25 protein-coding genes and 1 pseudogene are annotated in these 23,741 nt (G+C 66.0%); 12 read left to right on the forward strand and 14 right to left on the reverse strand.

Annotation, left to right across the window (positions count from 1 at the left end; translation table 11 throughout):
- The first annotated feature begins 5 nt into the window (after nucleotides 1-5).
- Complete coding sequence (locus tag IEY43_RS15745) at nucleotides 6-284, forward strand: HPr family phosphocarrier protein (protein WP_188949598.1); 279 nt, start codon at nucleotides 6-8, stop codon at nucleotides 282-284.
- Between the two features lie 228 nt (nucleotides 285-512).
- Nucleotides 513-872: pseudogene (locus tag IEY43_RS18435) on the forward strand (MFS transporter); the annotation flags it as partial.
- Here IEY43_RS18435 and IEY43_RS18440 read toward each other — a convergent pair.
- Nucleotides 827-997 (reverse strand): hypothetical protein, encoded by a 171-nt coding sequence (locus IEY43_RS18440; RefSeq protein WP_308425070.1) that lies wholly within the window; start codon nucleotides 995-997, stop codon nucleotides 827-829. The pseudogene IEY43_RS18435 and the gene IEY43_RS18440 sit on opposite strands and share 46 nt — an antisense overlap.
- On the opposite strand from IEY43_RS18440, the gene IEY43_RS18445 reads away from it, so the two are divergent.
- Both IEY43_RS18445 and IEY43_RS15755 read left to right on the forward strand, forming a co-directional pair.
- Nucleotides 983-1,735, forward strand: a complete 753-nt coding sequence (locus IEY43_RS18445; protein ID WP_308425068.1) for an MFS transporter — start codon at nucleotides 983-985, stop codon at nucleotides 1,733-1,735. The two genes, IEY43_RS18440 and IEY43_RS18445, sit on opposite strands and share 15 nt — an antisense overlap.
- 73 nt (nucleotides 1,736-1,808) lie before the next feature.
- On the forward strand, nucleotides 1,809-2,567 hold the full coding sequence (locus tag IEY43_RS15755) for a polysaccharide deacetylase family protein (RefSeq protein ID WP_188949600.1): 759 nt from the start codon (nucleotides 1,809-1,811) through the stop codon (nucleotides 2,565-2,567).
- Nucleotides 2,568-2,573: 6 nt separating this feature from the next.
- On the opposite strand, the gene IEY43_RS15760 is transcribed toward IEY43_RS15755, so the two are convergent.
- The 3 genes from IEY43_RS15760 to IEY43_RS15770 form a co-directional block, all read right to left on the reverse strand.
- Complete coding sequence (locus IEY43_RS15760; RefSeq protein WP_047118133.1) at nucleotides 2,574-3,005, reverse strand: SRPBCC family protein; 432 nt, start codon at nucleotides 3,003-3,005, stop codon at nucleotides 2,574-2,576.
- A gap of 176 nt (nucleotides 3,006-3,181) precedes the next feature.
- Nucleotides 3,182-3,550, reverse strand: coding sequence for a hypothetical protein (locus IEY43_RS15765; RefSeq protein WP_188949602.1), 369 nt, complete (start codon nucleotides 3,548-3,550; stop codon nucleotides 3,182-3,184).
- A 416-nt stretch (nucleotides 3,551-3,966) separates the two neighbouring features.
- A complete protein-coding gene (locus IEY43_RS15770; RefSeq protein WP_188949604.1) occupies nucleotides 3,967-5,622 on the reverse strand; it encodes a thiamine pyrophosphate-dependent enzyme in 1,656 nt (551 codons plus the stop codon).
- Between the two features lie 366 nt (nucleotides 5,623-5,988).
- Between IEY43_RS15770 and IEY43_RS15775 the strand changes: the two genes are divergently transcribed.
- Complete coding sequence (locus IEY43_RS15775) at nucleotides 5,989-7,509, forward strand: sodium:solute symporter family protein (protein WP_188949606.1); 1,521 nt, start codon at nucleotides 5,989-5,991, stop codon at nucleotides 7,507-7,509.
- A 71-nt stretch (nucleotides 7,510-7,580) separates the two neighbouring features.
- On the opposite strand, the gene IEY43_RS15780 is transcribed toward IEY43_RS15775, so the two are convergent.
- Nucleotides 7,581-8,876 carry an adenylosuccinate synthase gene (locus IEY43_RS15780; protein WP_188949608.1) on the reverse strand — a complete coding sequence of 432 codons (1,296 nt, stop codon included), beginning with the start codon at nucleotides 8,874-8,876 and terminating at the stop codon, nucleotides 7,581-7,583.
- A 360-nt stretch (nucleotides 8,877-9,236) separates the two neighbouring features.
- Between IEY43_RS15780 and IEY43_RS15785 the strand changes: the two genes are divergently transcribed.
- The gene (locus tag IEY43_RS15785) at nucleotides 9,237-10,016 is read left to right on the forward strand and encodes a hypothetical protein (protein WP_188949610.1); all 780 of its coding nucleotides are present in this window, start codon (nucleotides 9,237-9,239) and stop codon (nucleotides 10,014-10,016) included.
- Between the two features lie 59 nt (nucleotides 10,017-10,075).
- Nucleotides 10,076-10,873 carry a MerR family transcriptional regulator gene (locus tag IEY43_RS15790; RefSeq protein ID WP_188949612.1) on the forward strand — a complete coding sequence of 266 codons (798 nt, stop codon included), beginning with the start codon at nucleotides 10,076-10,078 and terminating at the stop codon, nucleotides 10,871-10,873.
- Here IEY43_RS15790 and IEY43_RS15795 read toward each other — a convergent pair.
- The 3 genes from IEY43_RS15795 to IEY43_RS15805 all read right to left on the reverse strand — a co-directional run bounded on the left by IEY43_RS15795 (nucleotide 10,870) and on the right by IEY43_RS15805 (nucleotide 13,318).
- Nucleotides 10,870-11,814 carry a DMT family transporter gene (locus IEY43_RS15795; RefSeq protein WP_229777448.1) on the reverse strand — a complete coding sequence of 315 codons (945 nt, stop codon included), beginning with the start codon at nucleotides 11,812-11,814 and terminating at the stop codon, nucleotides 10,870-10,872. The two genes, IEY43_RS15790 and IEY43_RS15795, sit on opposite strands and share 4 nt — an antisense overlap.
- On the reverse strand, nucleotides 11,811-12,380 hold the full coding sequence (locus IEY43_RS15800; RefSeq protein WP_188949614.1) for a TetR/AcrR family transcriptional regulator: 570 nt from the start codon (nucleotides 12,378-12,380) through the stop codon (nucleotides 11,811-11,813). Before IEY43_RS15800 ends, IEY43_RS15795 begins: the two co-directional genes overlap by 4 nt.
- Nucleotides 12,381-12,442: 62 nt before the next feature.
- Complete coding sequence (locus IEY43_RS15805; RefSeq protein WP_188949616.1) at nucleotides 12,443-13,318, reverse strand: LysR substrate-binding domain-containing protein; 876 nt, start codon at nucleotides 13,316-13,318, stop codon at nucleotides 12,443-12,445.
- Nucleotides 13,319-13,434: 116 nt separating this feature from the next.
- Here IEY43_RS15805 and IEY43_RS15810 point away from each other — a divergent pair, with 116 nt between their 5' ends.
- Nucleotides 13,435-14,601, forward strand: a complete 1,167-nt coding sequence (locus tag IEY43_RS15810; protein ID WP_188949619.1) for an FAD-dependent oxidoreductase — start codon at nucleotides 13,435-13,437, stop codon at nucleotides 14,599-14,601.
- Between the two features lie 23 nt (nucleotides 14,602-14,624).
- Nucleotides 14,625-15,869 carry an allantoate amidohydrolase gene (locus IEY43_RS15815; protein ID WP_188949621.1) on the forward strand — a complete coding sequence of 415 codons (1,245 nt, stop codon included), beginning with the start codon at nucleotides 14,625-14,627 and terminating at the stop codon, nucleotides 15,867-15,869.
- Between the two features lie 121 nt (nucleotides 15,870-15,990).
- Here IEY43_RS15815 and IEY43_RS15820 read toward each other — a convergent pair whose 3' ends face one another.
- The 4 genes from IEY43_RS15820 to IEY43_RS15835 form a co-directional block, all read right to left on the reverse strand.
- Entirely contained in the window at nucleotides 15,991-16,320 is a 330-nt protein-coding gene (locus tag IEY43_RS15820; protein WP_188949623.1) for a hypothetical protein, read from the reverse strand.
- Nucleotides 16,321-16,526: 206 nt separating this feature from the next.
- Nucleotides 16,527-17,657, reverse strand: coding sequence for a tyramine oxidase subunit B (locus tag IEY43_RS15825; RefSeq protein ID WP_188949625.1), 1,131 nt, complete (start codon nucleotides 17,655-17,657; stop codon nucleotides 16,527-16,529).
- Nucleotides 17,658-17,706: 49 nt separating this feature from the next.
- On the reverse strand, nucleotides 17,707-18,054 hold the full coding sequence (locus IEY43_RS15830) for a P-II family nitrogen regulator (RefSeq protein ID WP_188949627.1): 348 nt from the start codon (nucleotides 18,052-18,054) through the stop codon (nucleotides 17,707-17,709).
- A gap of 23 nt (nucleotides 18,055-18,077) precedes the next feature.
- Nucleotides 18,078-19,316 carry an ammonium transporter gene (locus IEY43_RS15835; RefSeq protein ID WP_188949629.1) on the reverse strand — a complete coding sequence of 413 codons (1,239 nt, stop codon included), beginning with the start codon at nucleotides 19,314-19,316 and terminating at the stop codon, nucleotides 18,078-18,080.
- 387 nt (nucleotides 19,317-19,703) lie between these two features.
- Between IEY43_RS15835 and IEY43_RS15840 the strand changes: the two genes are divergently transcribed.
- Nucleotides 19,704-20,465, forward strand: a complete 762-nt coding sequence (locus IEY43_RS15840) for a gamma-glutamyl-gamma-aminobutyrate hydrolase family protein (RefSeq protein WP_188949631.1) — start codon at nucleotides 19,704-19,706, stop codon at nucleotides 20,463-20,465.
- Between the two features lie 41 nt (nucleotides 20,466-20,506).
- Nucleotides 20,507-21,064 carry a TetR/AcrR family transcriptional regulator gene (locus IEY43_RS15845; protein WP_188949633.1) on the forward strand — a complete coding sequence of 186 codons (558 nt, stop codon included), beginning with the start codon at nucleotides 20,507-20,509 and terminating at the stop codon, nucleotides 21,062-21,064.
- Here the strand turns inward: IEY43_RS15845 and IEY43_RS15850 are convergent.
- The gene (locus tag IEY43_RS15850; protein ID WP_188949635.1) at nucleotides 21,061-21,684 is read right to left on the reverse strand and encodes a thymidine kinase; all 624 of its coding nucleotides are present in this window, start codon (nucleotides 21,682-21,684) and stop codon (nucleotides 21,061-21,063) included. The two genes, IEY43_RS15845 and IEY43_RS15850, sit on opposite strands and share 4 nt — an antisense overlap.
- Nucleotides 21,685-22,024: 340 nt before the next feature.
- Here IEY43_RS15850 and IEY43_RS15855 point away from each other — a divergent pair, with 340 nt between their 5' ends.
- Nucleotides 22,025-22,321 carry a hypothetical protein gene (locus tag IEY43_RS15855; protein ID WP_188949637.1) on the forward strand — a complete coding sequence of 99 codons (297 nt, stop codon included), beginning with the start codon at nucleotides 22,025-22,027 and terminating at the stop codon, nucleotides 22,319-22,321.
- Here the strand turns inward: IEY43_RS15855 and IEY43_RS15860 are convergent, their stop codons facing one another.
- Nucleotides 22,322-23,704: an amino acid permease gene (locus tag IEY43_RS15860; RefSeq protein ID WP_229777450.1), complete on the reverse strand. Its 1,383-nt coding sequence runs from the start codon at nucleotides 23,702-23,704 to the stop codon at nucleotides 22,322-22,324. It lies immediately after the preceding gene.
- Nucleotides 23,705-23,741: the final 37 nt, after the last annotated feature.

A 23,741-nucleotide genomic window follows, 5' to 3' on the forward strand; every position in this document is an offset into this window, starting at 1 on the left:
CCACCATGGCAGAACGTCAAGCAGTCATCGGAAGCCGCGTGGGGCTGCATGCCCGCCCGGCAGCCATCTTCGCCGAGGCCGCGGCCGAGGCCCCGGTAGAAGTCACCATCGCCCTGGAAGGCGAACCGGCCGAGGACGCACTGGATGCCTCGAGCATCCTTTCGCTGATGGGACTGGGCGCCGAATACGGCACCACCGTCATCCTGCGCGCCGAGGGCGAGGGCGCCGAGGCGGCCCTGGACGAGCTGGCCAAGGTCCTGGAAACCGACCACGACTCCGAGTAGTTCCACCGGCTGGCCACGGCGCCGGCGACCCGGGTGCTCCCTGGGCCGCCGGCGCCGTTTTCCGCCTCGGCACCCCCGAAAATAGTGGTTGACAAATCCCAATCATCGGCCTGATGATTGAGTTCTCACACTTGGGGACGGGAGATTGTCGTGAGCACCTTGACGACTTCCATACTGCGTCTGGTCAGGCCATTTTCACAACGGGACTATGCGCTGCTGGCCGGCGCCATGGTCACCTCCACCTTCGCCTCGGGCATGTGGGCCGTGGCCATGGTCTACCAGGTGCGCGCGCTGGGCGGCGGGCCGATGGAACTGTCCGTGGTCGCCACCGTGAACAGCGTCGGACTGCTGGCGCTGGTGCTGGTCGGCGGGATTGCCGCCGACCGCTATTCCAGCCGGAAGATCGTGATCCGCGTCCAGGGGCTGCACCTGGTCGTCATGTCCGGCACCGCGGCGCTGTCGCTGACCGGCGCGGTGCAGCTGTGGCACCTGGCCGTCACCGGCTTCTTCTCCGGGGCCGGGGCGGCCTTCTTCTACCCGGCCTATTCGGCGCTGCTGCCGAGGATGCTGCCCGGGGAGCAGCTGCTGGCCGCGAACGGGCTGGAGGGAACGGTCCGCCCGGTCGTGCAGACCGCACTGGGGCCCATGGCGCGGGTTTCCTGGTCGCCCTGGTCTCCCCCGCCCACGCGATCCTCGGGGTGGCCCTGTGCCACCTGGCGGCGCTGGCAGTGCTGCAGTTCATCCGGCGGCGCCCGGAGTACGACGCCGCTGCCCCGGAGGACGAGCAGGGCCAACCCGGCATCCTGGCGCAGCTGCGCCAGGGCGTGGGCTATACGATGCGCACCCGATGGCTGCGCTGGACGCTGCTGTTCTCGGCGGTCTCGGTGTTCTCCTTCATCGGGCCCTTCGAGGTGCTGCTGCCGTTCATCGTCGGCGACCAGCTGCACGGGGACGCCACGCTGTTCGGCTACGCGTTGGCGTTCTTCGGAATCGGCTCGGCGGCGGGCTCGCTGCTGATCGCCTCCTCGCGGTTCCCCCGGCGCTACCTGAGCCTGATGACCGCGTACTGGTGCCTTGGCACGCTGCCGCTGGCCCTGGTCGGCTACGTCGACGCGTCCTGGCTGCTCTTCGCGATCCTTGCGGTCTTCGGCCTGACCGACGCGGCGGGCATGGTCATCTGGGGCACGCTGCTGCAGCGGCGCGTCCCGAAGCGCCTGCTGGGGAGGATTTCCAGCCTGGACTTCTTCGTCTCGCTGGCATTGATGCCGGTGTCCATGGCGGTGGCCGGCCCGCTGAGCCAGGTGCTGAGCCTGCAGGCCATCTTCGTCTTCGCGGGGGTCATCTCCCCGATCTTCGGGATCATCGCCTGGAAGGCGGGGAAGTTCGCCAAGGACGAGCTGGCCAATCCGCTGGATTCCCCGGACCCCGTGGCCGAACTGGAAAGCAGCTAGTATTTTGCCGAAAACTCGGCGCAGGCTGCGTGGCTTCGCCCAGATGCGGCGCGAAAAGCGAGATGGTGGACGCATGAGGTCTTCGTCCACCATCTTGTTGCGCGGCGCCGCGTTGCTGCTGAGCCTCGGACTGCTCACCGGATGCGCTTCCAGCCCCGCCACGTCCGAAACATCGAGCGCCCCTCCGGAGGAAAGCGCCGCTCCGGTCGACTGCGCCGTCGCCAAGTGCGTGGCGCTCACCTTCGACGACGGGCCGGGAGAGTTCACCGACCAGCTGCTGGATGAGCTGCAGGAGGCCAAGGCCCCGGCCACCTTCTTCATGGTGGGCAAGAACGTGGGCAAGTACCCGGACACCGTCAAGCGCATGGTCGCCGAGGGCCACGAGCTGGGCAACCACACCTGGGACCATGCGGATATCACGACGCTGACCAAGGAGAAGATCGAGCACGAGGTCCAATGGACCGACGAGGCCATCGAGAAGGCCGCGGGGCAGACCCCTGATGTGCTGCGCCCGCCCTATGGCAGCCACGGGGCGGTCTACGACCGGCTGATCCCCTACCCGCTGGTGCTGTGGGACGTGGACACCCTGGACTGGAAGCACCACGATCCGGTGAAGACCGTGAAGATCGCGCTCGATGAGGCCAAGCCCGGGTCGATCATCCTCATGCACGACATCCACGAGAGCTCGGTCGAGGCGGTCCCGGATCTGGTCGCGAAGCTCACCGCGCAGGGCTACACCCTGGTGACGGTCGACCAGCTCTTCGCCGGCAGCGACTTCGTTCCCGGCGCGGCCTACGAGCGCGGCGCGCACCAGGCGGCCGCCGGGGACTGAGCCGGGTCAGGGAGCGGTTTCGGCGTACATGCGCAGCTGGTCCAGCTTGTCCTCCTCGCTTTCGCGCACGTGCCCGGCCAGCTCCTCGCACTCCTCGACACTCAAATCGGGGTTGATGATCGCCACCTGCAGCACCACCTCGGTGTATCCGGCGTCGTCCTTCAGGTCGTAGCGGTAGGACAGGCCATCCGGGTTCTGCGAGGTGTGCAGCACCAGCAGCCGGTTCTCGATCAGATCGCGAACCTCGTACCGGCGCTCGTGCCCGGCGACCCGGTAGGTCAGGGTGGTCCCCACACGCAGCTGGGGGTCATCCGAATGCATGGATCCGATGCCGTGCATCCACAAGGGCGCCGCCGCCCAGTCGGTCAGCAGCTCCCAGACGCGGTGCACCGGAAGATGGATGGTCACGGTGCTCTCGAACACGCTGAACTGGCTCATACCGGCATCGTCCCATCCAGCGCCCGTCTTGCCAAGGGGCGGGCATCGGGAACCGCCCGGGCCGGGAGCGGCGGGCCCTGCGTGCAGACGGCACAGGCCGGTTCGCGCGGCGCCCGTGGCGCTGCGTGAACCGGCCTGCGGCCTTTCCTCCCGGCGCGGCGGCCGGGCGGGAGGATTTACCAGTCTTCTTCGTCGTCGGCCTCGGAGATGCCGAGTTCCGGCTCCTGCTCGAGGTCGAAGGTGTACCAGGCCTCGGTGAAGTCGGCCATGGCGTCCAGGGCGTCCTGCGCATCCGAGTCCAGCACCTCAAGCGCGTCGGGACTGTTGAGGATCGCGGTGATCGCCACGAACGGATGGTGCTCGAAGTAGTCGGTCGGGGTGGCGTCCTCGTTGAACGTCAGGTCCTCGCTCTGGGCGAAGAGATCAGTGTACTGAGCCACGGCCTCGGGCAACCTGGTCAGATTAATACCGGTCAGGGACTCATTGTAGATTTCGGCAGTGGCATCCGCCCACTGCTCAATGAGCTCCTCGCTCATTTGTGCCATCTGGTTTTCCACCTCGTGCTCGGGATGTGAACTGCTCGCGCAGTCCGGTAGCACTTCATCTTAAGCTGTCGCGTTCCCTGTGCCAAGACGGCTCGGACCATCGTGATCCATGCCTCGCGGCACCGGCCGCCAGGGCAGCCCGATGGCCGGCAGCGATGGCAGTTCCGGAAGCTCCGGTCGCCCGCCCCAGCTCCTCGGCGTCCGGCTCAACGCCGCTCCGCAGGCAGGCGCCGGGGGTCGTCCACGGCCCAACGGATCGACAAGCCCCGTTCTCCCTGCCGTAAAATCCAGCACAGCAGAGCAATGCCCCTTAAGGCATCCAGCGGATGCCTAAAAACGGCACCCGCTGGAATTATCTGCCTTCTGCACCGAAGGATTCCCCTCCGCACGACGTGGTGCCGCACGGAATGGCATCCCTAGTAGGCCTTGACGCCCTGCTCCACGATCAGGTGGATCAGCGCGAACTTCTTGTCCTCGTCGATGGCCTTCAGCGCCGCTTCCAGCGCCGCCGGCACCTCGGAATCCTGCTCCACGCGCACGCCGAATCCGCCGAAGGCCTGAGCCATGAGCGCGAAGTCCGGGTTGAGCAGCTGGGTGCCGGAGACACGCTCCGGGTACTGGCGCTCCTGGTGGGTGCGGATGGTTCCGTATTGCTGGTTATCCATGATGATCACCAGCGGGGTGGCGCCGTACTGCGCCGCGGTGGCAAGCTCCTGCCCGTTCATGAGGAACTCGCCGTCGCCGGCGATGGTCACCACGCGGCGGTCGGGGTAGCTCAGGGACGCCGCCACGGCGGAGGGGACCGAGTAGCCCATGGAGCCGTTGCGCGCCGAGATCATCGAGGCGTACCCGTTGGTCGGGAAGTAGCGGTGGGCCCAGTTGGTGTGCTCGCCCGCGCCGAAGGTCACCATTGCGTCCTCGGGCAGCGACTGGACCAGGTTGGCCATCATGGTCGCCATCTTGGCCTGCCCCGCGGAGGGGGTGGCCGGAGGAAGCTGCGCGAACTTTTCCTGCTCGCCGCGCATCCGCGAGGTCCATTCCTTCCACGAATCCTTGACCGGCAGGTCCATCAGCAGCAGATCGCGGACGAACACATCAGGCTTGGCGACGATCTGGTGCGAGACCGGGCCCGAACGACCGCGCAGCGCGGGGTCGATGGTGACGATGAAGTTCTTCTTTTCCCAGTTCTGGCGGACGTTGAACCCGTCGGTGATCACATCGCCGGGCACGGTGCCCACGAAGATCAGCAGGTCGGTTTCCTCCAGCAGGTCGTAGGTCGGCTTGGGGCGCCCGTAGCCGATCGGTCCGACGTAGGACGGCGAGGTGAACGGAACGGTTCCTTCGCAGCGCCATTCCGCCGCGGCCGGCAGGCCGTGCTCCTCGAGCCAGCGGGTGAAGTCCGCTGCACCCTCATGCGACCAGTCGTTGCCGCCGAAAACGAACAGCGGCTTCTCGGATTCCTGGAGGGCGGTGTTCAGCGCCTTCCAGTCGGTGACGGTCATGCCGCCGGTGGCCACCGGGATCTCGGGGTGCAGTTCGGCGGAGATTTCCTGCTGGATGATGTCTTCGGGCAGTCCTACCACCACGGGGCCGGGGCGGCCGGACATGGCGGCGAACATGGCCTCGGCAACGATTTCGCTGGCGCGCTCGGCGTGGTCGAGGATCATCACGCGCTTGGCGCCGGTGCCGAACCAGGCCTTTGGATCGAATTCCTGGAAGGCTTCCTTCTCACGGTGCTCGAAGGGGATCAGGCCGACAAACAGCACCAGCGGGGTGGAGTCCTGCCAAGCAGTGTGCAGTCCGACATGCGCGTTGGCCGCACCGGGACCGCGGGTCACCATGGCGATTCCCGGACGCTGGTGCAGCTTCCCGTCGGCTTCGGCCATGTAGGTTGCCCCGCCTTCATGGCGGCAAACGATCGTCTCAATCGAGGAATTGTGCAGCCCGTCGAGCACGTCGAGGTAGCTTTCCCCGGGAACGACATAGGTGCGCTCAACACCGTGCGCGGCGAGCGTATCGACAATTACATGTCCGGCAGATTTCCGCATCTGCGCTTGACCGTTTTCACTCATGTTCAAGGGGCGTCTTTCTGTTTCATGGTCGTCAGACGCAACTACGAGTTAAATGATCACTTTGACCGGGCGATGCAACGTTGCGTCGTTGAAAAACAGTACTAAATTTTGTTCGATTGCACATCATGAATACCGATTGCTACGCGAGTATGACACGATGCGCGAGTTCATGCATATGCCTGCTCATATTGTCCAGAGAATTCCAAAGAGTGGGACAGTGCGCTTCATCACTCGGATTCGGCCCGCATTGCCGACGCTGTTCCCACGGAAGTGTTGACCAGATCACTTTGGATCAATATCCTATTAGAAAACTAATGTTTACTTGCAGGCATCACCGGCTAGTCAAACCCTCCAGTAAGGCTCTCCATGGAATACATCAACGGAACGATCGTCGCGGTCTATCTCGCGGCCATGCTGGCCTTCGGCTGGTGGGGCAAGTCCCGTACCAAAAACAGCAGCGACTACTTGGTAGCCGGACGCCGACTGGGTCCGCTGCTCTACACCGGCACCATGGCCGCGGTGGTCCTGGGCGGCGCGTCCACCGTGGGCGGCGTAGGGCTGGGCTACAAGTGGGGCATCTCTGGCCTGTGGCTTGTCGCTGCGATCGGCGCCGGCGTCATCCTGTTGTCCCTGGCGTTCGCCCCGACGCTGCAGAAGCTGAAGGTCTTCACGGTCTCCCAGATGCTCAGCCTGCGCTACGGCAGCAAGTCGGCCACGAACACTTCCGGCATCGTGATGCTGGCCTATACGCTGATGCTGTGTGCGACCTCGACCAGCGCCTATGCCACGATCTTCGTGGTGCTCTTCGACTGGGAGAAGTGGGTGGCGATCGCCGTGGGCGGAGCCATCGTGGTCATCTACTCGACCATCGGCGGCATGTGGTCCATTACCTTGGCCGATCAGGTGCAGTTCGTCATCAAGACCATTGGCATCTTCGCGCTGATGCTGCCGTTCTCGCTGAATGCGGCCGGCGGCATGGACGGAATCCGCGAGCGCATCGGCGCCGAGTTCTTCGACATCACCGGCATCGGGCTGCAGTCCATCATCACGTACTTCGTGGTCTACACCCTGGGCCTGCTGATCGGACAGGACATCTGGCAGCGCGTGTTCACCGCCAAGACCCCGAAGGTCGCCCGCTGGGGCGGCACCACCGCCGGCATCTACTGCATCATCTATGGCATCGCCGGCGCCCTGATCGGCATGGCCGCCCGAGTGGCGCTGCCGGACATCGCCGGGGCAGACACCAACAAGGACGTCGTCTACGCCGAGGTCGCCACGCAGCTGCTGCCGGTGGCCGTGGGCGGCCTGGTCATGGCCGCGGCCGTGGCCGCAATGATGTCCACCGCCTCCGGCGCGCTGATCGCAGCGGCCACGGTGGCCCGCACCGACGTCACCCCGTTCGTCGCCGGCTGGTTCGGGCGCGCCATCGAGGTGAACACGGACGAGAACCCGGAGCACGACGTGCGCGCGAACCGCATCTGGGTGCTGGTGCTCGGCGTAGTGACGGTGTCGCTGGCCATCCTGGTGGACGACGTGGTCGCGGCGTTGACCATCGCCTACGACATCCTGGTCGGCGGCCTGCTGGTCGCAATCATCGGCGGCCTGCTGTGGAAGCGCGGCAACGGCCTCGGGGCCACCGCCTCCATGGCGGCCGGCACGCTGGTCACCTTGGGCACCATGATCGTGCTGGAGATCCAGGCCGAGAACAAGTTCGACGGCGTCTACGCGAACGAGCCGATCTACTTCGGCCTGATCGCCTCCGCGCTGACCTTCATCGTGGTGTCGCTGGCCTCCAGGCCCACCGATTCCGGGGTGCTCGCGCACTGGAACCAGCGGGTCTCCGGCAAATCGCTGGAGGAGGGCGTCGCGGCGGAAAGCCGCGGCTAGCCGGCTCATTAACCGCGAAAGCATCGAGCCACCGGCCCCATGGGGCCGGTGGCTCGATGCTTTTCTCCTGTTTAGAGCGTGTCGCTCAGCAGGTCGTGGCGCACGATGGTCTGGTCGCGGTCCGGACCCACGCCGATGGCGGAGATGCGGGTACCGCTGATCTTCTCCAGGGCCAGGATGTAGTTCCGGGCGTTCTCCGGCAGGTCCTCCAGGGTCTTGGCACCCGAGATGTCCTCGGTCCAGCCCGGGAAGTACTCGAAGATCGGCTTCGCATGGTGGAAGTCGGTCTGGGTCATCGGCATTTCGTCGTGGCGCACGCCGTCCACGTCGTAGGCCACGCAGACCGGGATCTGCTCGATGTTCGTCAGCACGTCCAGCTTGGTGACGAAGTAGTCGGTGAAGCCGTTCACGCGCGAGGCGTGGCGGGCCAGCACGGCGTCGTACCAGCCGCAGCGGCGCGGACGGCCGGTGTTCACGCCGAATTCGCCGCCGGTCTTCTGCAGGTACTCGCCCATTTCATCGAACAGCTCGGTCGGGAACGGACCTGCGCCCACGCGGGTGGTGTAGGCCTTGATGATGCCGATGGAGCGGGTGATGCGGGTCGGGCCGATGCCCGAGCCCACCGAGGCGCCGCCAGCGGTCGGGTTGGAGGAGGTCACGAACGGGTAGGTGCCGTGGTCGACGTCCAGGAAGGTGGCCTGGCCGCCCTCCATAAGCACAACCTTGCCCTCGTCCAGCGCCTTGTTCAGCACGTAGGTGGAGTCGATGACCAGCGGGCGCAGGCGGTCGGCATAGGACAGGAAGTACTGCACGATGTCCTCGACGATGACGCTGCGGCGGTTGTAGATCTTGACCAGCAGTTCGTTCTTCTGGCGCAGTGCGCCTTCGACCTTCTGGCGCAGGATGGATTCGTCGAAGACGTCCTGCACGCGGATGCCCAGGCGTCCGACCTTGTCCATGTAGGCGGGGCCGATGCCGCGGCCGGTGGTGCCGATGGCGCGCTTGCCCAGGAAGCGTTCGGTCACCTTGTCCATGGTCTGGTGGTACGGAGCCACCAGGTGGGCGTTCGCCGAGACACGCAGACGCGAGGTATCCGCGCCGCGGGATTCCAGGCCTTCGATTTCCGCGAAGAGGGCTTCCAGATTCACCACGCAGCCGTTGCCGATAATCGGGTTGGTGTTAGGGGAAAGAATGCCGGCCGGCAGGAGCTTGAGCTCGTACTTTTCACCGTTAACGACCACCGTGTGCCCGGCGTTGTTGCCGCCGTTGGGCTTCACTACATAGTCGACCTTGCCACCGAGCAGGTCGGTGGCCTTTCCTTTACCCTCATCGCCCCACTGGGCTCCGACGATCACGATTGCTGGCATGGGATCCTCCCCCTTGCATAAAAAGCAGCGGTTGCGGCGTGCTTCGCGCCGGCCCGGCACGGTACCGGGCAAAAAATATGCCCCTGTTCTGCTCACTTGCCCGAGCTGGGCAACGCAAGAGTTAGGGGCTCTTACGACCAAAGTTTACCGAACCGCTAGCGGAAGTGCGAGCCGGGAGGCCTCCCGGCGCGTGGCGGGCTGCTTTCAAGGGGGTCGAGAAACCCGGAAAGACGGTATACGTTGGGCTTCAATTCACTCCACAGTCTTGATTAATCCTCAAGCTACGGCAGTATGGAAAGACGGCGTCGAATAGTCATTTGCACCGCACCGTCTGGACCGCACACAACGCAAGGACAACCGATGAAAACGCAGCCCCGCCTTCTGGCTCTCATTCCGCTGGTGGCATTGCTCGCCGCCTGCACCTCGGGCTCCCCGGACGCCCCGGCCGGCGATTCGCCCACCGCGTCCGAAACCCCCACGGCCGCATCATCCACCCCGGCAGCTTCAACTACCGCGAGCGCAACCGCAACCCGGCCATCGCCGAGCCCCAGCGCCACCGAAACCGGGACCGAAGACGTCGACACCAGCGACTGGAAGACCTTCACCGCCCACGGCATCTCTTTCAAGTACCCGGGCAACTGGACCATCCGCATGGACGATTCCGACTACGATCCGGCCCCGGATCCGGACAATCCCTATCAGGATTGGGACATCGTCACCGAGAAGGGCCACTCCATCGCCACGTTCGAGGCGAATTCAGCCAAGGACACCGATGGCGACCGCGCAACCTACAAGCGCACCACCCTGGACACCGAGAAGGTTCCGGCCACGCTGCACACCCCCGCAGTGTTCGTCGCCGAGAGATTCGTCCAGTCGGAACCGGGCGATGACTCCAAGGACGAAAAGTTCGTCATGTTCCTGAGCACCAAAGATCGGGCCGAGGACCGCGGCACGGACCCGGCGTTGTCCTATTTCATGCCCGTCGCCGACCTCTATTCGATCTTCGAGTCCGATGGCGATCTGCCCGAGGCCCTGGGGATCGACGACGACCACGTGACGATGGAAGCCGCGCAGCAAATCATGAAATCTCAGGAGTACCGCACACTGAAGGCCATGATGCTCAGTGTCTCCGCCAAGTGACCGCGAAAACCCAGGAGGGCCTTGACCCTGACACGGTGTCAGACGGGATAACTGAAGACATGTTAACCATTGGGCAATTCGCGCAGATCGGCCAGGTGACCCACCGGATGCTTCGGCACTGGGACACCGCTGGCCTCCTGGTCCCCGCCCACGTGGATCAGGCCAGCGGCTATCGATCCTACGATCCCTCGCAACTGCACCGGTTGCACCGGATCGTTGCCCTGCGTCAGCTGGGGTTCGGACTGGCGGAAATCTCGCTGATGCTCGAAGGCGCAGCAGACCTCGAACGGCTCAAGGACCTGCTGGAAGCCCGCAGGTCGGATGTCGCCGCCGAGTACGAACTGGCGACTACCAGACTGGCGGATGTCCAACGCCGGCTGGACCTCATCGAACAGGAGCACCACATGTCCCGGATTGAACTCATCGACAAGCCGCTGCCAGCGCTGCGGCTCGCCGCGCTGACACGCACCGTGCAGTCCCAGCCCGAAATCGCGGGCGTCATCGGCGGCATGTTCGCCCAAATCGAGGCCGCGCTTCCCGAAATTCCCGACTCCATGGCCATTGCCCGGTACCGTTCGGTCGAAGATGGGCTTGAGGTCACGGCGGGTTTCGAGTATGCCGGGCCGGCAGTGGCCGGATGCGACATCGTTGAGCTTGGCGCCGAGCCAGCCGCGCTGTGCGGGGTGCATCTGGGCTCCATGGACCGTATCCACGAAAGCTGGCAGGCGGTGCACCAGGAAATCCTGGACCGGGGTTCGGCCCCCAGCGGACCTTGCCGCGAACTGTACGTGCGATCTGAACCGGCGGACCAGTCCGATTGGGTCACCGAGCTGCAGCAGCCCTACGCACGGAGCTAGTCGACGTCCAGCAGCACGCCGGCTCGCCGTGGCGCCCGGGAACGGGGCCGGGGCCGCAGAAGCAGGACAACCAGCGCCGCGGCAATCAGAACCATGCCCACCCACCCCATCAGGCCCACGCGCTCACCCAGCAGGAACACGGCGAGCGCCGCGGCAACGGCAGGTTCGCTGAGCGTGACGGTGGTTGCGGTACTGGCCGGCACCCTGGACAGGGCGATTCCGAACAGGATGTAGCCCAGGAACATCGGGACCAGAGCCAGATAGGCGGCGACCGCGAAATTCAACGGATCCTGTACCAGCGGCGCCCCGGTGGCCAGCAGCACCGGCATCAGCAGCAAACCTCCCAGGCCGAAGACCGCCCCCACCGCTGCCTTCCGTGGAATCCCGTTGGCCATCAGCCGTCCGGCGGCCCAGGAGTAGACCGCGTAGCTGGCCCCGGCGGCAAGCCCCAGCAGGCAGCTGGCAATGACGGTTCCGGCTGTGCCGCCATCCCCCGCGGCCCTGGCGAATCCCAGCAGCGTACTGCCGGCGATGCCCAGCGCCGCCGCCAGATACCAGCGGGAGGTGAGCTTGATTCCGTCGATGAACCGCTCAAGAAGCCCGGAAAACAGCGGTGCGGTCCCCAGCGAAATCACGGTTCCCAGGGCGACGCCGCCCAGATGCATGGACGAATAGAAGGCCAGCGGATAAACCAGGATGCCCAGGGCCCCGAGAAAAACCAGGCGTCGGTTGATCACCAACGGGATTCGGGCTGCCTTCATGGAACGCGCGCCGAGCACCGCTTGGAGCAGCCCGCCGATACCGAGGGAGGCCGCCCCGATAGCCAGGGGCGAGACGTCGCGGGCCTGCGCCGCGGCGGTGCCGGTGGTCCCCCAGAGCACCGAAGCCGCCAGCAGCATCAGCACCGCCGCGCTTTGTCCTCCTCCGGCGGGGCCCTTCACAGGGCACGCACCATGCTGGTGATCAGCGACTTGGCACGGTGCAGCAACTCGCTGTGGCCTTCCAGCCCGGCACGGGAGATGGCGCCCTCAAGCAGGAAAGAGATCTGTTCGGCGAGCGCGGCGGCCTGCCGGGAATCGGTCAGCGATTCCAGATGCTCGCGGAGCAGGTCTTCCACTTGGGCCTTGTGCCCGGCCACGATGGCTCGACCGGGGTCTCCAGCCGGCAGCTCGGCGGCCGCGTTCAGCAGCCCGCAGCCGCGGAAACCGTGCTCGTAGCCGGCTTCGGCATGGTCAAGGTAGGCGTCCACGATGGCCAGCACGCCGCCAACCGGATCCGAGGACGCATCGAGCCGGGCGCGATAAAGTTCGAGCCATTCTTCGTGGCGGGCCCGCAGGTAGGCCGCGACCAGACCCGATTTGGATTCGAAATTGTTGTAGAGGCTCATCTTGGCCACGCCGGCTTCTGCGATGACGGCGTCGATGCCGGTGGCGGAAATGCCGTGGGCGTAGAAAAGCCGCGCTGCGGCATCCAGGAGCTTGGACCGGGCATCGAGGCGCGGGGACATGTGAACCTCCAACTAGACCAATCTGTCTAATTAGACAGAATAGTCTAGTTAGACCGATCGGTCTAGGCGTCGCCGGCAGCCTCCTGTAGGCACTGCCCGAACACGGCGGCCGCGGGATTGGCCGCGCTTGTTGCCGAGTAGAGGGCGCTGCGTGGATCCCCGGCGAGCGGCCGGAACAGCACTCCCGGCATATGGAAACGAGCCACCGAGGCGGGCAGGATCGACACCCCGAGCCCCGCGGCCACCAGCCCCAGAATGGTCTCCTGGTGAATGGCGCGTTCCACGATGCGCGGCGGGGCAAAACCATCGAACAGCGAATGCACCAAGGCGAAGAAGCCACTCATGTGCTTGTAGGGGAAGAGCACGAAGTCCTCCCCCAAGAGCTGCTCAATCTCCAGCTCCGCCTGCCCCGCGAGGCGGTGGCCCGCCTGCAGCACCACCACCAGCGGCTCGGCATGGACCTCGGTGAGCACCAGCCCGGGAACCGGGCCCGGGTCGCGCAGAATTCCCAGATCCAGCTTTCCTTCGAGCAGTTGGTCAATCTGCTCATTGGTGGTCAGCGGGTGCAGTGCGAGATCCACGTTGGGCCGCCGCTCGCGAAACAGCCGAATGGCTCCGGGCAGCGCCGCATAGCTGGCCGAACTGACGAAACCCACGGCGATCCTGCCCCGCAGCCCAAGTCCGACCTCGGTCAATTCATGGTTGGCCCGCTCAAGATCCGCCAGCAGCGGGCTGATGCGCTCACGGTAGGCGCGCCCCGCAGGGGTCAGCTCGACACTGCGCGTGGTGCGGCTGAATAGCTGCACCCCGAGTTCCTGTTCAAGTTTCTTGATCGCAACGGTCAGAGGCGGCTGCGACATCCGCAGCGCATCGGCGGCCCGCCCGAAGTGCAGGTGCTCGGCCACTACGAGAAAGTATTGAAGCTGTCGAAGTTCCACGTGAATATTGTTACATAAAAACTAATAATTTGACTGAAAATAGTATTGGACTGGCTAATGATTTTCATGGGTTACTAAAAGAGGAACAACCGCACACCGTCGCCCAGGAGCACACAATGAGCCAGTCCACCCCCGCGCCATCCGCCGAATACATTGTGATCGGAGCGGGCCTGACCGGCGCCGCGGCCGCATGGAAGCTCGCGCAGCGCGGCCACGAAGTCGCCCTGCTTGAACGCACGGTTCCCGCCGCCGCGGACGCCAGTTCGCATGGCTCGGCGCGCATCTTCCGCTACGCCTACCCGGACAGCTTCTACACGGACCTGGTCTGCAAGGCGCGCACCGCCTGGGACGAACTCGAGCTGGCCAGCGGACAGCAACTGATCTCCCCGCACGGCTCGGTCGACTACGGGGCGTTGCGCAACCCCCGCCATCTGGCAGCGGTGCTGGAATCCGCAGGAGTCGAGCACGAACTGCTCAGCGCCGCCGACGCCCGCGCCCGCTTCGCAGGCATCGCCTTCGACACCGAGGTGCTCTGGCACCCGGGTGCCGGCGTCATCGACGCCGAGCGGTCGGTGCTGGCCATGGTCGCCCAGGCCAAGGCGCATGGCGCCCGGATCGAAACCAATTGGCCCGTCGCATCCATTGAGCCGGCCGGCAGCGGCTACCAGGTCAACAGCGCGGACGGGCGATCCTATGTCGGTTCCCGGATCGTCGTGGCCGCCGGAGGATGGCTGCCCGGGCTGCTGGGCAACTTGCCGCTGCCCGCGGGCTTCGCAGGCAGCGTGCCGACGATGGACGTCTACCAGGAAAACGCATACCACTTCCCCTACCTCGACCAGGACCCCGAGGCCCGCCTGGCCTGGCCCACCTATATCCACAAGGACCCCGCGTTCAGGTCCTACGGCCTGCCCGGCGGACGCGATGCCGGGTTCCGCGGCCAGAAGGTCGCCGAATACATGGGCGGGCGCCGCATGGACAGCGCCGCGGCGCAGGACGGAAGCATCGATCCGGCCAACCGGGAACGCGTCATCGACTATGTCAAGCGCTACCTGCCCGGCCTGGATCCAACCCCGTACGCGGAGACCACCTGCATCTTCACGTCCACGCCCACCGAGGATTTCATCATGGACGAAACCCAGGGCATCACCATCATGTCCCCCTGCTCGGGACACGGGGCAAAATTCGGCCCGCTGCTTGGGGACCTGGCCGCAGACCTGGCCACCGGAACCGGAACGGTACCGGAGCTCTTCCGCCTGTCCTCCCACGCCAAGACCTTGGCCTAGACCGAACCCGCAGGAGCTTTCTCATGCAGCATCCCGTCACCGGAAACACCCTCCACGCACCCACCGTCACCTCGCTGATGGGGCAGATCGCCGGCATCGGGCGGGACCGGCTGCGCGGCGGCTACACCCGGCCCGTGTATTCCACTGCAGAGCTGGACCTTCGCGGCTGGTTCACCGAGCAGGCCGCCGCCCGCCAGCTGAGCGTGGAGCAAGACGGCAACGGCGCGCTCTGGGCCTGGTGGGACCTTCCCTCCGGGATCCGTGCGGATGCCGTGGCCACCGGAAGCCACCTTGACTCCGTCCCCGGAGGCGGCGCCTTCGACGGCCCGTTGGGGGTAGCCAGCGCGCTGGTCGCCGTGGACATCCTGCGATCCAGGAACCTGGAGCGCACCCGCCCGCTGGTCTTGGCGGTTTTTCCCGAGGAGGAAGGCTCCCGCTTCGGGGTGGCCTGCTTGGGCTCCCGGCTGCTGACCGGCGCCATCGACCGGAACAAGGCGTTGAACCTGCGCGATCCGGACGGCAACACCTTCGCCGAAATCGCGGCGCACAATGGGCTGGACGCACGGCGCATCGGAGCGGATCCGGCGCTGCTCGGGCAGCTCGGCGCCTTCGTCGAACTGCATGTGGAACAGGGGCTCGGGCTTGGAGAACTGCAGCATCCGGTGGCCGTGGGCGGATCCATCCTGGGCCACGGGCGCTGGAAGCTGTCCATGGCCGGCCAGGGCAACCACGCCGGCACCACGCTCATGCGCGACCGCCGCGACCCCATGGTCGCCGCCGGCCGGACCATCGCCGCCGTGCAGCAGATCGCCCGGGCCCAGGACAACGCCCGCGCCACCGTCGGAAGGCTGCACCCCGTTCCCGGCGGCACCAATGTCATTGCCTCGCGCGTGGATTTCTGGTTGGATGTCCGGCATCCGGACGACGCGGTCACCGCAGCCGTGGTCCAGGACATCCACCGCGCCGCGCAGCTCATCGCCGCCGAGGAAGGCTGCGGTTTCGAGTTCTCGCAGGAATCGCTCAGTCCGACCGTCGGCTTCGACGCACGCTTGTCGGGCCAGCTGGGCGCGTCGCTGGGCGATGCTCCCGTGCTGGACACCGGAGCGGGCCACGATGCGGGGGTGCTCGCCGGGCACGTGCCCAGCGCGATGCTGTTCGTCCGCAATCCCAGCGGCATCTCCCACTCCCCCGAGGAATATGTCGAGGACGCGGATGCCGAACGCGGCGCGCTGGCACTGGCCGACGCGCTGCAGGGCCTGCTGGGCTGAGCCCGGGCGCCAGCCGCTGCGCCGCCGTGCACGCCCGGGGCCGCATCCGGAGAATTCCGGCTGAGGCCCCGGGCTTTCGCGCGCGGCCACGGCTGCCGGGGGAACCCGAGGCTCGCTGCGGTCAGAAGGACTTCAACAGCACCGGGACGTCGTTCCGGTCGGGATTCGGGTGCCCGTAGTTTCGCGCACGCACCGCGACCACCAGGCCGAGCACGAGCAGCAGCAGCCCCGCGGCCGTGGTGAACCCCAGCAGGGCAGCGAAGCATGCGGCGAAGAGGATCAGCGTATTGCGGCGGTAGATCCTCGCCACCGACCGCGGCTGGGTCCGGGCCGCGTTGCGCGTCGCCAGCCAGTACACCATCGCGAGGGCCAGCTGCGGCCAGCCCACTGCGTAGCCCGGCAGGAGAAGAATCCCCGCGCCGGATGCCGCGAAAACCAGAACTTCTGCCATTGGCCTCATCAACAAGCACCTCCCGTGCATCCCTGGGACCCCATGCTATCGGCTGCCTGGCGCATCCGGCCCCGGCCCCACCCGCCGCCCTGCGGGACGCGGACATTAAATAGTAGTTCCCCGGACGGGGGCCACACACCGCCGTCCGGGGAACTACATCCATGCGGGCCCCGTGTCCGAGGCCCGGGTCTCTTACCCGCGTGCCGTTAGGCGAGCACCGGGGTCTGCCACAGGTTCAGCACCTGGCCGAGGTCCTGCTGCTCCGCCGAACGGTACAGGTCGGTCGCCCACGCCACGTCCTCGATCGGCATGCCGCCGACCGAGTAGAGGATGATCTCCTCGTTGTTGCGGCGCGCGGGGATCTTGCCGGTGGCCACGTCCGCGATTTCCTCCAGCTTGGACTCGGGCAGCTTGCCTTCGCGCATCAGGTCGTGGAAGTGCGTGCCGGGGATGCCCAGCAGCTCGTAGGCCTGGGTGTCGTATTCCTCGGCCCAGGCGTCGTACAGCCCCCGGGCATCGAGCACCAGGCGGGCCTGGTTGATCACGAAGTCGTCGTCGAACCTGGCCGCGGCCGGCAGCAGGAACAGCGCCCCGGGCTTGATGGCGGAGGCCGGGAAGTACGGGAAGGCCCCGGAACCCTCGATGTCGGTGCTGGTGGTGGCCATGACGATGTCCGCGTCCGCGATGGCCTCCTCGATGGTTTCCACAGCGACGACGTTGGCCACCTGCGGGAAGTTCTCGCGGATGTACGCGGCGAAGGATTCCACCCCGGCGGCCGAACGCCCCTTGATGCGCACGGTGTCGATGCCCGGGCGCAGGGTCAGCGTGGCGTCGATGACGGACTTGGCGATCACGCCCGGCCCCACCACGGCGGCGATCTTCGCGTCTTCCCTGGCCAGGTGCTTGACGCCCACGCCCGGCACGGCACCGGTGCGGTAGGCGCTGAGCAGGTTGGCGCTCATGATGGCCAGCGGCGCCCCGGTATCGGTGTCGTTCAGGGTGAACAGGTGGATGGAGCGCGGCAGGCCCTTGGCGCGGTTGGCGGTGTTGGAGCCGTACCACTTGACGCCGGTGGTGCCGAAGCGGCCGCCGAGGTAGGCGGGCATCGCCATGAAGCGGCGGTCCGGGCCGTCGCACGGCATGCCGGCGTGGACCGGAACCTCGGGGAAGGTGATCATCGCTCCGTGGGAGTTGCCGTGCTCCCCGGCCATCATGTAATCGCCGTTGCGCAGCAGGATCAGCGCCTCTTCCATGACGTCGGTGCAGCGGGCGATATCGGTGACGCCGGCGGCGATCATGTCCTGTTCGCTGAGGTAGCGGAAGTTGATTGCGGTCATTGGTGGACCTTTCGTGAATGACGTGCGGAAGCTGGTGGTTGGTGGATTTCTAGATGGCGGCTTCGCCGGTTTCGCCGGTGCGGACGCGGATGATCTGCTCCAGCGAGGCGACCCAGACCTTGCCGTCGCCGATTTCGCCGTCCGGGCCGGTCCGCGCTGCGTCGAGAATGGCGCCCAGCGCGCTGTCCACCTTCGCGTCCGGAACGAGCAGTTCCAGGCGGATCTTGGTGCGGAAGTTCACCGAGTACTCCTGGCCCCGGTAGTATTCGGTGCGCCCGCCCTGGACGCCGCGGCCCTGCACCTCGGTGGCGGTCATCCCGGTGAATCCGGCTTTCTCCAATGCGGCGCACACGCTTTCGAGCCGGATCGGCTTGATCACTGCGGTGACGAGTTTCATTTGCCTGCCTTTCGATGCGGGGCTTAGAACGGACGGCTGTCGTAGGCGGTTTCGGCATGGACCGAACGGTCAAGTCCGGCTTCCTCGTCCGCCTCGTCCACGCGGATCGGGCGGATCTTGTTCATGACCCACAGGATCGCGAAGGTCATGCAGAAGCTGTAGCCCAGCGTGACCGCGATGGCGATCAGCTCGCTGCCCAGCTCGGAGAACGCTCCGCCGAAGACGATGCCCGCCATGCCGCCGGGAGCCGCCGGGTTGGCGAAGAACGTGGCGAACAGCGAACCGGTGATGCCTGCGATGCCGTGCACCGCGAAGACATCCAGCGAGTCGTCGATGCGGTGGCGGCGTTTCCAGGTGATGGCCCAGGCCGCGGCCGCCGCCGCAAGGAAGCCGACCATGATGGCGCCGACGGGGCCGACCACGTCGGCCACCGGGGTGATGCCGACCATGCCGGCAATCGCACCGGTTCCCAGGCCCAGCATGGTGGCATGCCCGTCGCGGATCCGTTCGATGGCGATGAAGCCGAGCATGCCGCCGCACAGCGACAACAAGGTCGTCAGCACCACGTACTGGGCCAGGAAATTCGCGCCGCCGGCCGTGCCGCCGTTGAAACCCATCCAGCCGGTGGCCAGCAGGCCCACGCCGATCATCATCAACGGGAGGTTGTGCGGACGTCCGGCCTGCGCCTTGCGGCGGCCCAGCACCACCGCCAGGGCCAGGCCCGCGGCGCCGGCGTTCATGTGCACCGCGGTGCCGCCGGCGAAGTCATGGAAGCCCAGCTGGTTGCGCATCCAACCGCCCACGGTCCCGGCTTCCGGATTGTCGAAGGCGAAGACCCAGTGCGCCAGCGGGCTGTAGACCACCAGGACCCACAACGCCACGAAAACCAGCCAGGAGCCGAATTTCATGCGGCCTGCGGCGCCCGAGGCCACCAGGGCGGCGGAGATCGCGGCGAACAAGACGTAGAACGCCGCCCAGAAGGTTCCCCCGGCCTCGTCATCGCTCATGAAGTCGGTGTAGAACGAGAAGTCCAGCGGGTTGCCGATGAGCCCCCAGCCGCCGACCGAGTCGCCGAGCACCAGCCCGTGGCCGACCACGACGTAAACGACGCCGGTCACGGCCAGCGAGCTGAGCACCATGAGCATCATGTTCAAGACATTGCGTCCGTTGAGCATGCCGCCGTACAGCATTGCCAGCCCGGGAAACATCAGCAGGACCATGGCGAAGGCCGCCAGCAGCCAAGCCATGTCAGCAGCTTCCATGACGGGACCCCTTTCGAAGAGTTTGAGTGCGAGTAGGTCCAAGCTATCGACGGGAGATTCCGCGGTGCTTTCAATTCTGTTTCTGCGAAGAAACAAAATGTTTCATCATTTGAGCCACATATCGAGGTCGTGAAATTTGTGTAAATTGCGTGTCGCAGCCCGAAATATTTTTTGCCGTGCATTCACACCGGGAGTATTTTCAAGAACACATTCATACACGCCAGCACGCGATTATTAGCGGAAAACTATTGAAGAATATTCTGAAATCCCGGTGAAACACTCCAGAAGCAATCGCGAAATCGCGCGCTTCTACACTGGCAGGGCACCCCGCGAATTTACCGCCCCGACGCATCTGCCGGGAGCGGCCAAGGCCAAATGGAGCCCGACATGGAACCGTTGAAAATTGCCGTCCTGCATATCCGCGACACTCGCGAGCACAACCCCGGATTCCAGCTGGAGCTGGACGAGCTCAATGCCAACACCGCCGCGCAGATCCGCGCGGAGGGACATGAGCCCGAACTGGTCGCGACACGGCAGCTGTCCCTTGAACAGGTGCAGCAGGTCGTCGATCGTTCGGATGCAGTCATCATCATGGGAGGCGAGGATGTGGATCCGGAACTCTACAACGGCCCGGAAGACTACCCGGGATCCGGAGCCCATGAGCCGCAGGCCGACCGCAACCAGATTGCCGCAATCCGCTACGCGATGGCCACCGATACGCCCCTGTTGGGCATCTGCCGCGGGATGCAACTGCTCAACGTCGCCTTGGGAGGGACCTTGGTGCAGCACCTGCACAACACGCAGGGCCACCGGGGCGAAGGAAGGGATCCGTTTGCGCTGACCCGTGCGGGTTTTGTCGCCGATGAGCTGGCCGAGGACTTGTCGGCCAGGGACGTCCACCGCTGCTCGCACCACCAGTCCATCCACTCCCTCGGGGCGGGGCTGCAGATCGCGGCCATGTCCAACGACGAGGTGATCGAAGCGGTGGTCCACCATTCCGCCAAGGCCACTGCGGTGCAATGGCACCCGGAGCACTCGCAGACCGCCGGTTCCCAGCTGGGCCCGCTGATCCGTCGGCTGGCCCGCCAGCACGCGAGGCCGACCGCGGGCGAGGCTGGGATCCTGCGGCGCCACCTCGTGGTTGCCTAGCCGCCACCTCGCGGGCCGGGGCGTACGTCTAGACTTGAGGCATGGCATTGACTCAGTTAACGGTCGTGGATACCGCGGTCGACATCCTGCAACAGTTCGGATTGGCTGATTTGTCGATGCGCCGCCTGGCCAAGGAGCTGGATGTCCAGGTCGGCGCCTTGTACTGGCACGTGAAGAACAAGCAGGAGCTGCTGGCCCAGGTCGCCGCGAAGCTGCTGAACACCCCTGCCCTCGCGGTGCGGGCCGAGGACTTCGCCTCGCCGGGCGAGGCGGTGCTCCAATTGATGCGCAAGCTCTATCTGGCGCTGCTCCCCATCCAGGACAGTCCCGAGGTCATCGAGGTCGCCAGCGCCATGCAGGTGAAGGACCTTCAGCCGGTGCTGCTCCTGCGTTCCCTGCTGCAGCAGGCCGGGCTGGATGCCGAGCGGGCGTGCTTCGGGCAGCAGCTGCTGCTCAACCACGTGCTGGGCTCTGTCGCCTACCGCCAGAACCTCATCCAGCTGGATGTGGCTTCGGAGGAAAGCGACGGGTACGACTGGGGCCTGCAACGGGCCGTCGCCGGGCTGCTTTCCCCGGCCTGCGCCACCGCGCAGGATTAACCGAGCGTTCCCCCGGAAAGCTCCAGATAGCACGCGGCGCACAGCGATTCGTACCAGACGTCCTCGCCGTCGATGGCCACCTGGTCCCCGTCGAACACCACATCCTGGCCCACGCGCCGGGTATTGAACATGGCCTTGCGCCCGCAGCGGCAAATGGTCTTCAGCTCTTCCAGCGAGTGAGCCAGTTCCATCAGCCGGGCCGAGCCGGGGAATGCGCGGGTGCGGAAATCCGTGCGGATGCCGTAGGCGAGCACCGGAACATCATCGAGCACCGCAATGCGCAGCAGGTCGTCGACCTGTTCGCGGCTCAGGAACTGGGCCTCGTCCACCAGCAGACAGGCCACCGGCGGCGCGTCGATGTGCGGGACAAGCGCATCCGGGTCGTCGCCCGAGGCCTGCGCCGCGAACTGCTCGCGGACCTTGTCCGCGGGTCCCACGATCAGGTCCACCGCCCGGCTCAGCCCGAGCCGGGAAACGATCGAGCTGTCTCCCTTGGTGTCCACCCCTGGCTTGGCCAGCAGGATCCGCTGCCCGCGCTCCTCGTAGTTGAAGGCGGCCTGCAGCAAGCTCGTCGATTTGCCCGAGTTCATTGCCCCGTATCGGAAATACAGCTTGGCCACAGTCGCCCCTTGTCGAATTCGTCGGCCTGCCAACGGCAGGCCACCTACGATTTTAGCGCCAGGAAACGAGGCATCCATGACGCTGCATGTCGCCCTGCGAATGATTGTGACACTGCGGCGAGCAGATCCCAGCCGCTGCTTCCCTCGCGCTGGAACGTTTTTATAGCATGGAACCAGCTTCACGAGATCTGATCGCCAGAACCCCACGGGTTCCGGCAAGGCTCCGACCGATCAGGCGCCAACCCCACACAGTTGCACGGCGGGTGGCTCGGATGACGAAGCGGCCTGCCGCGCATCCGGCGCGTCGGGCAAGGACAACAACCTGCAAAGGCGTGCACCCATGAGCGACCAAACATACCTCGGCGTAGCCGCAAGCCCGGAGACGGCCAACCCCCTGCCCCGCTTCGCCAATGACTGGATCAGCGCGTGGCTGCAATTCGATGGCGGCACCGGGCTGCTGCATATCGGCGCGGGACCGCGCGAGTGGGTCCTCGAGCCTGTCGACCCGTCGGCGCTGGGTGCCGCGGTGGTTCCGGGAACGCAAATCGAGGGCCAGTTCAATCCGGATTTGAAGATCGCGCTGATCCCCGGCTCCCATGTGGTGGCGGGCAGCTCCTTCTTCCGGCTGCGCGCGTAGTCAGCGAAGCCGAGCCGGGTGCCGGCGGGCGAAAACCAGCCGGTACAGCAGTGACATCACGACCACGAACGGCAGGCCGAAGACCAGAGTGAACTTGAATTCCTCGACGAACAGCGTGGTCAGCAGCAGTCCGCCGAGCAGTACTGCGCCGAGGATGGAGGCCGCCGGGTAACCCGGCAGCTTGAATTCCAGCGGGCTGCGCTCGCGGGCGGCCTGGCGGCGGAAGCCGACGTGGGTCAGCAGGATCATGAACCAGGTGGCCAGCGCGCCGAAGGTCGCCAGGGACATCATCAGGCCGAAGCCTCCCTCGGGGAGCACCGCCACCGCGACTGCCGCCACCCCAATGCCTCCGGCCGACATCCACACGGCGTGCACCGGGGCGCCGTTGCTGCTGGTGCGGTGCGCCAGCCTCGGGGCGTGGCCGGCATCGGCCAGCGAGTGCAGCATGCGGGTCGCGGCGTAGAGCTGGGCGTTCATCGCCGACAGCGCCGCGATGATCAGCACGAAGTTCAGCACCGAGCCGGCAAACGGGATCCCCACCTGGTCCATGACGGTGACGAAGGGTGAACCGCCGGCAACCAGTTCGCTGGTCGGCGCGATGGCCAGGATCAGCGCCATGGTCAGCACGTAGAACAGCAGCAGGCGCAGGAAGGAGACCTTGAAGGCCTTGCGCACCGCGAGCTGCGGGTTGCGCGCCTCGGCGGCGGCGATGGAGATGGCCTCGATGCCCATGTAGGAGAAGATCGCCACGATCACCGCGCTCCAAGTGCCCGACAGGCCGTTGGCGAAGAAGCCCGATTCCGCGGTGTAGTTCGCAACCCCGAAGCCGTCCGTCGGGTCATGGAACACCAGCCAGGCGGCGACGACGATGAACGCGATCACCGCGAAGACCTTGATCGCGGAGAACCAGTACTCGGTGGTTCCGAAGACCTTCACGCTGGAGAAGTTCACCACGAGCAGGGCGGCCGAGAACAGCAGCACCCACAGCACCCCGGGCACCTCGGGGAACCAGAACTGCATGTATTCGCCGATGGCGCTGACTTCGGTGCCGACCGCGAAGATCAGCGCGGACCAGTACATGTACTTGGTCAGGTAGCCGGCGTAGCGGCCGAGGTAGCGTTCGGCGTAGACGCCGAAGGAGCCGGCCACCGGCTGCTTCACGGTCATTTCGGCGAGCGCCCCCATCACCAGCAGCGCGATCACCCCGCCCAGCACGTAGCTGAGGATCACCGAGGGGCCTGCCATCGCGATGGCGAGCTTGCTGCCGGCGAACAGCCCGGTGCCGATGGCGCTGCCCAGGGCGATCATTGCCATCTGGGCAGGGGTCAGCGATTTCTTCAGGCCGGGGCCCGGCCCCTTGGTTCCAATCGGCTGCTGCGCCAACGATGCTCCCTGCTGTATACGTCTGCGGCGCGCGGAT

The organism is Glutamicibacter protophormiae, assembly GCF_014647495.1.
In the GTDB taxonomy this organism is placed as follows: Bacteria; Actinomycetota; Actinomycetes; order Actinomycetales; family Micrococcaceae; genus Glutamicibacter; species Glutamicibacter protophormiae.

Bases quoted from the DNA above. Each gene is read 5' to 3' on its own strand.
- IEY43_RS15745 (WP_188949598.1), top strand. From the start codon at position 6: ATGGCAGAACGTCAAGCAGTCATCGGAAGCCGCGTGGGGCTGCATGCC.
- IEY43_RS15755 (WP_188949600.1), top strand. From the start codon at position 1,809: ATGAGGTCTTCGTCCACCATCTTGTTGCGCGGCGCCGCGTTGCTGCTG.
- IEY43_RS15760 (WP_047118133.1), bottom strand. From the start codon at position 3,005: ATGAGCCAGTTCAGCGTGTTCGAGAGCACCGTGACCATCCATCTTCCG.
- IEY43_RS15765 (WP_188949602.1), bottom strand. From the start codon at position 3,550: ATGGCACAAATGAGCGAGGAGCTCATTGAGCAGTGGGCGGATGCCACT.
- IEY43_RS15770 (WP_188949604.1), bottom strand. From the start codon at position 5,622: ATGAGTGAAAACGGTCAAGCGCAGATGCGGAAATCTGCCGGACATGTA.
- IEY43_RS15775 (WP_188949606.1), top strand. From the start codon at position 5,989: ATGGAATACATCAACGGAACGATCGTCGCGGTCTATCTCGCGGCCATG.
- IEY43_RS15780 (WP_188949608.1), bottom strand. From the start codon at position 8,876: ATGCCAGCAATCGTGATCGTCGGAGCCCAGTGGGGCGATGAGGGTAAA.
- IEY43_RS15785 (WP_188949610.1), top strand. From the start codon at position 9,237: ATGAAAACGCAGCCCCGCCTTCTGGCTCTCATTCCGCTGGTGGCATTG.
- IEY43_RS15790 (WP_188949612.1), top strand. From the start codon at position 10,076: ATGTTAACCATTGGGCAATTCGCGCAGATCGGCCAGGTGACCCACCGG.
- IEY43_RS15800 (WP_188949614.1), bottom strand. From the start codon at position 12,380: ATGTCCCCGCGCCTCGATGCCCGGTCCAAGCTCCTGGATGCCGCAGCG.
- IEY43_RS15810 (WP_188949619.1), top strand. From the start codon at position 13,435: ATGAGCCAGTCCACCCCCGCGCCATCCGCCGAATACATTGTGATCGGA.
- IEY43_RS15815 (WP_188949621.1), top strand. From the start codon at position 14,625: ATGCAGCATCCCGTCACCGGAAACACCCTCCACGCACCCACCGTCACC.
- IEY43_RS15820 (WP_188949623.1), bottom strand. From the start codon at position 16,320: ATGGCAGAAGTTCTGGTTTTCGCGGCATCCGGCGCGGGGATTCTTCTC.
- IEY43_RS15825 (WP_188949625.1), bottom strand. From the start codon at position 17,657: ATGACCGCAATCAACTTCCGCTACCTCAGCGAACAGGACATGATCGCC.
- IEY43_RS15830 (WP_188949627.1), bottom strand. From the start codon at position 18,054: ATGAAACTCGTCACCGCAGTGATCAAGCCGATCCGGCTCGAAAGCGTG.
- IEY43_RS15835 (WP_188949629.1), bottom strand. From the start codon at position 19,316: ATGGAAGCTGCTGACATGGCTTGGCTGCTGGCGGCCTTCGCCATGGTC.
- IEY43_RS15840 (WP_188949631.1), top strand. From the start codon at position 19,704: ATGGAACCGTTGAAAATTGCCGTCCTGCATATCCGCGACACTCGCGAG.
- IEY43_RS15845 (WP_188949633.1), top strand. From the start codon at position 20,507: ATGGCATTGACTCAGTTAACGGTCGTGGATACCGCGGTCGACATCCTG.
- IEY43_RS15855 (WP_188949637.1), top strand. From the start codon at position 22,025: ATGAGCGACCAAACATACCTCGGCGTAGCCGCAAGCCCGGAGACGGCC.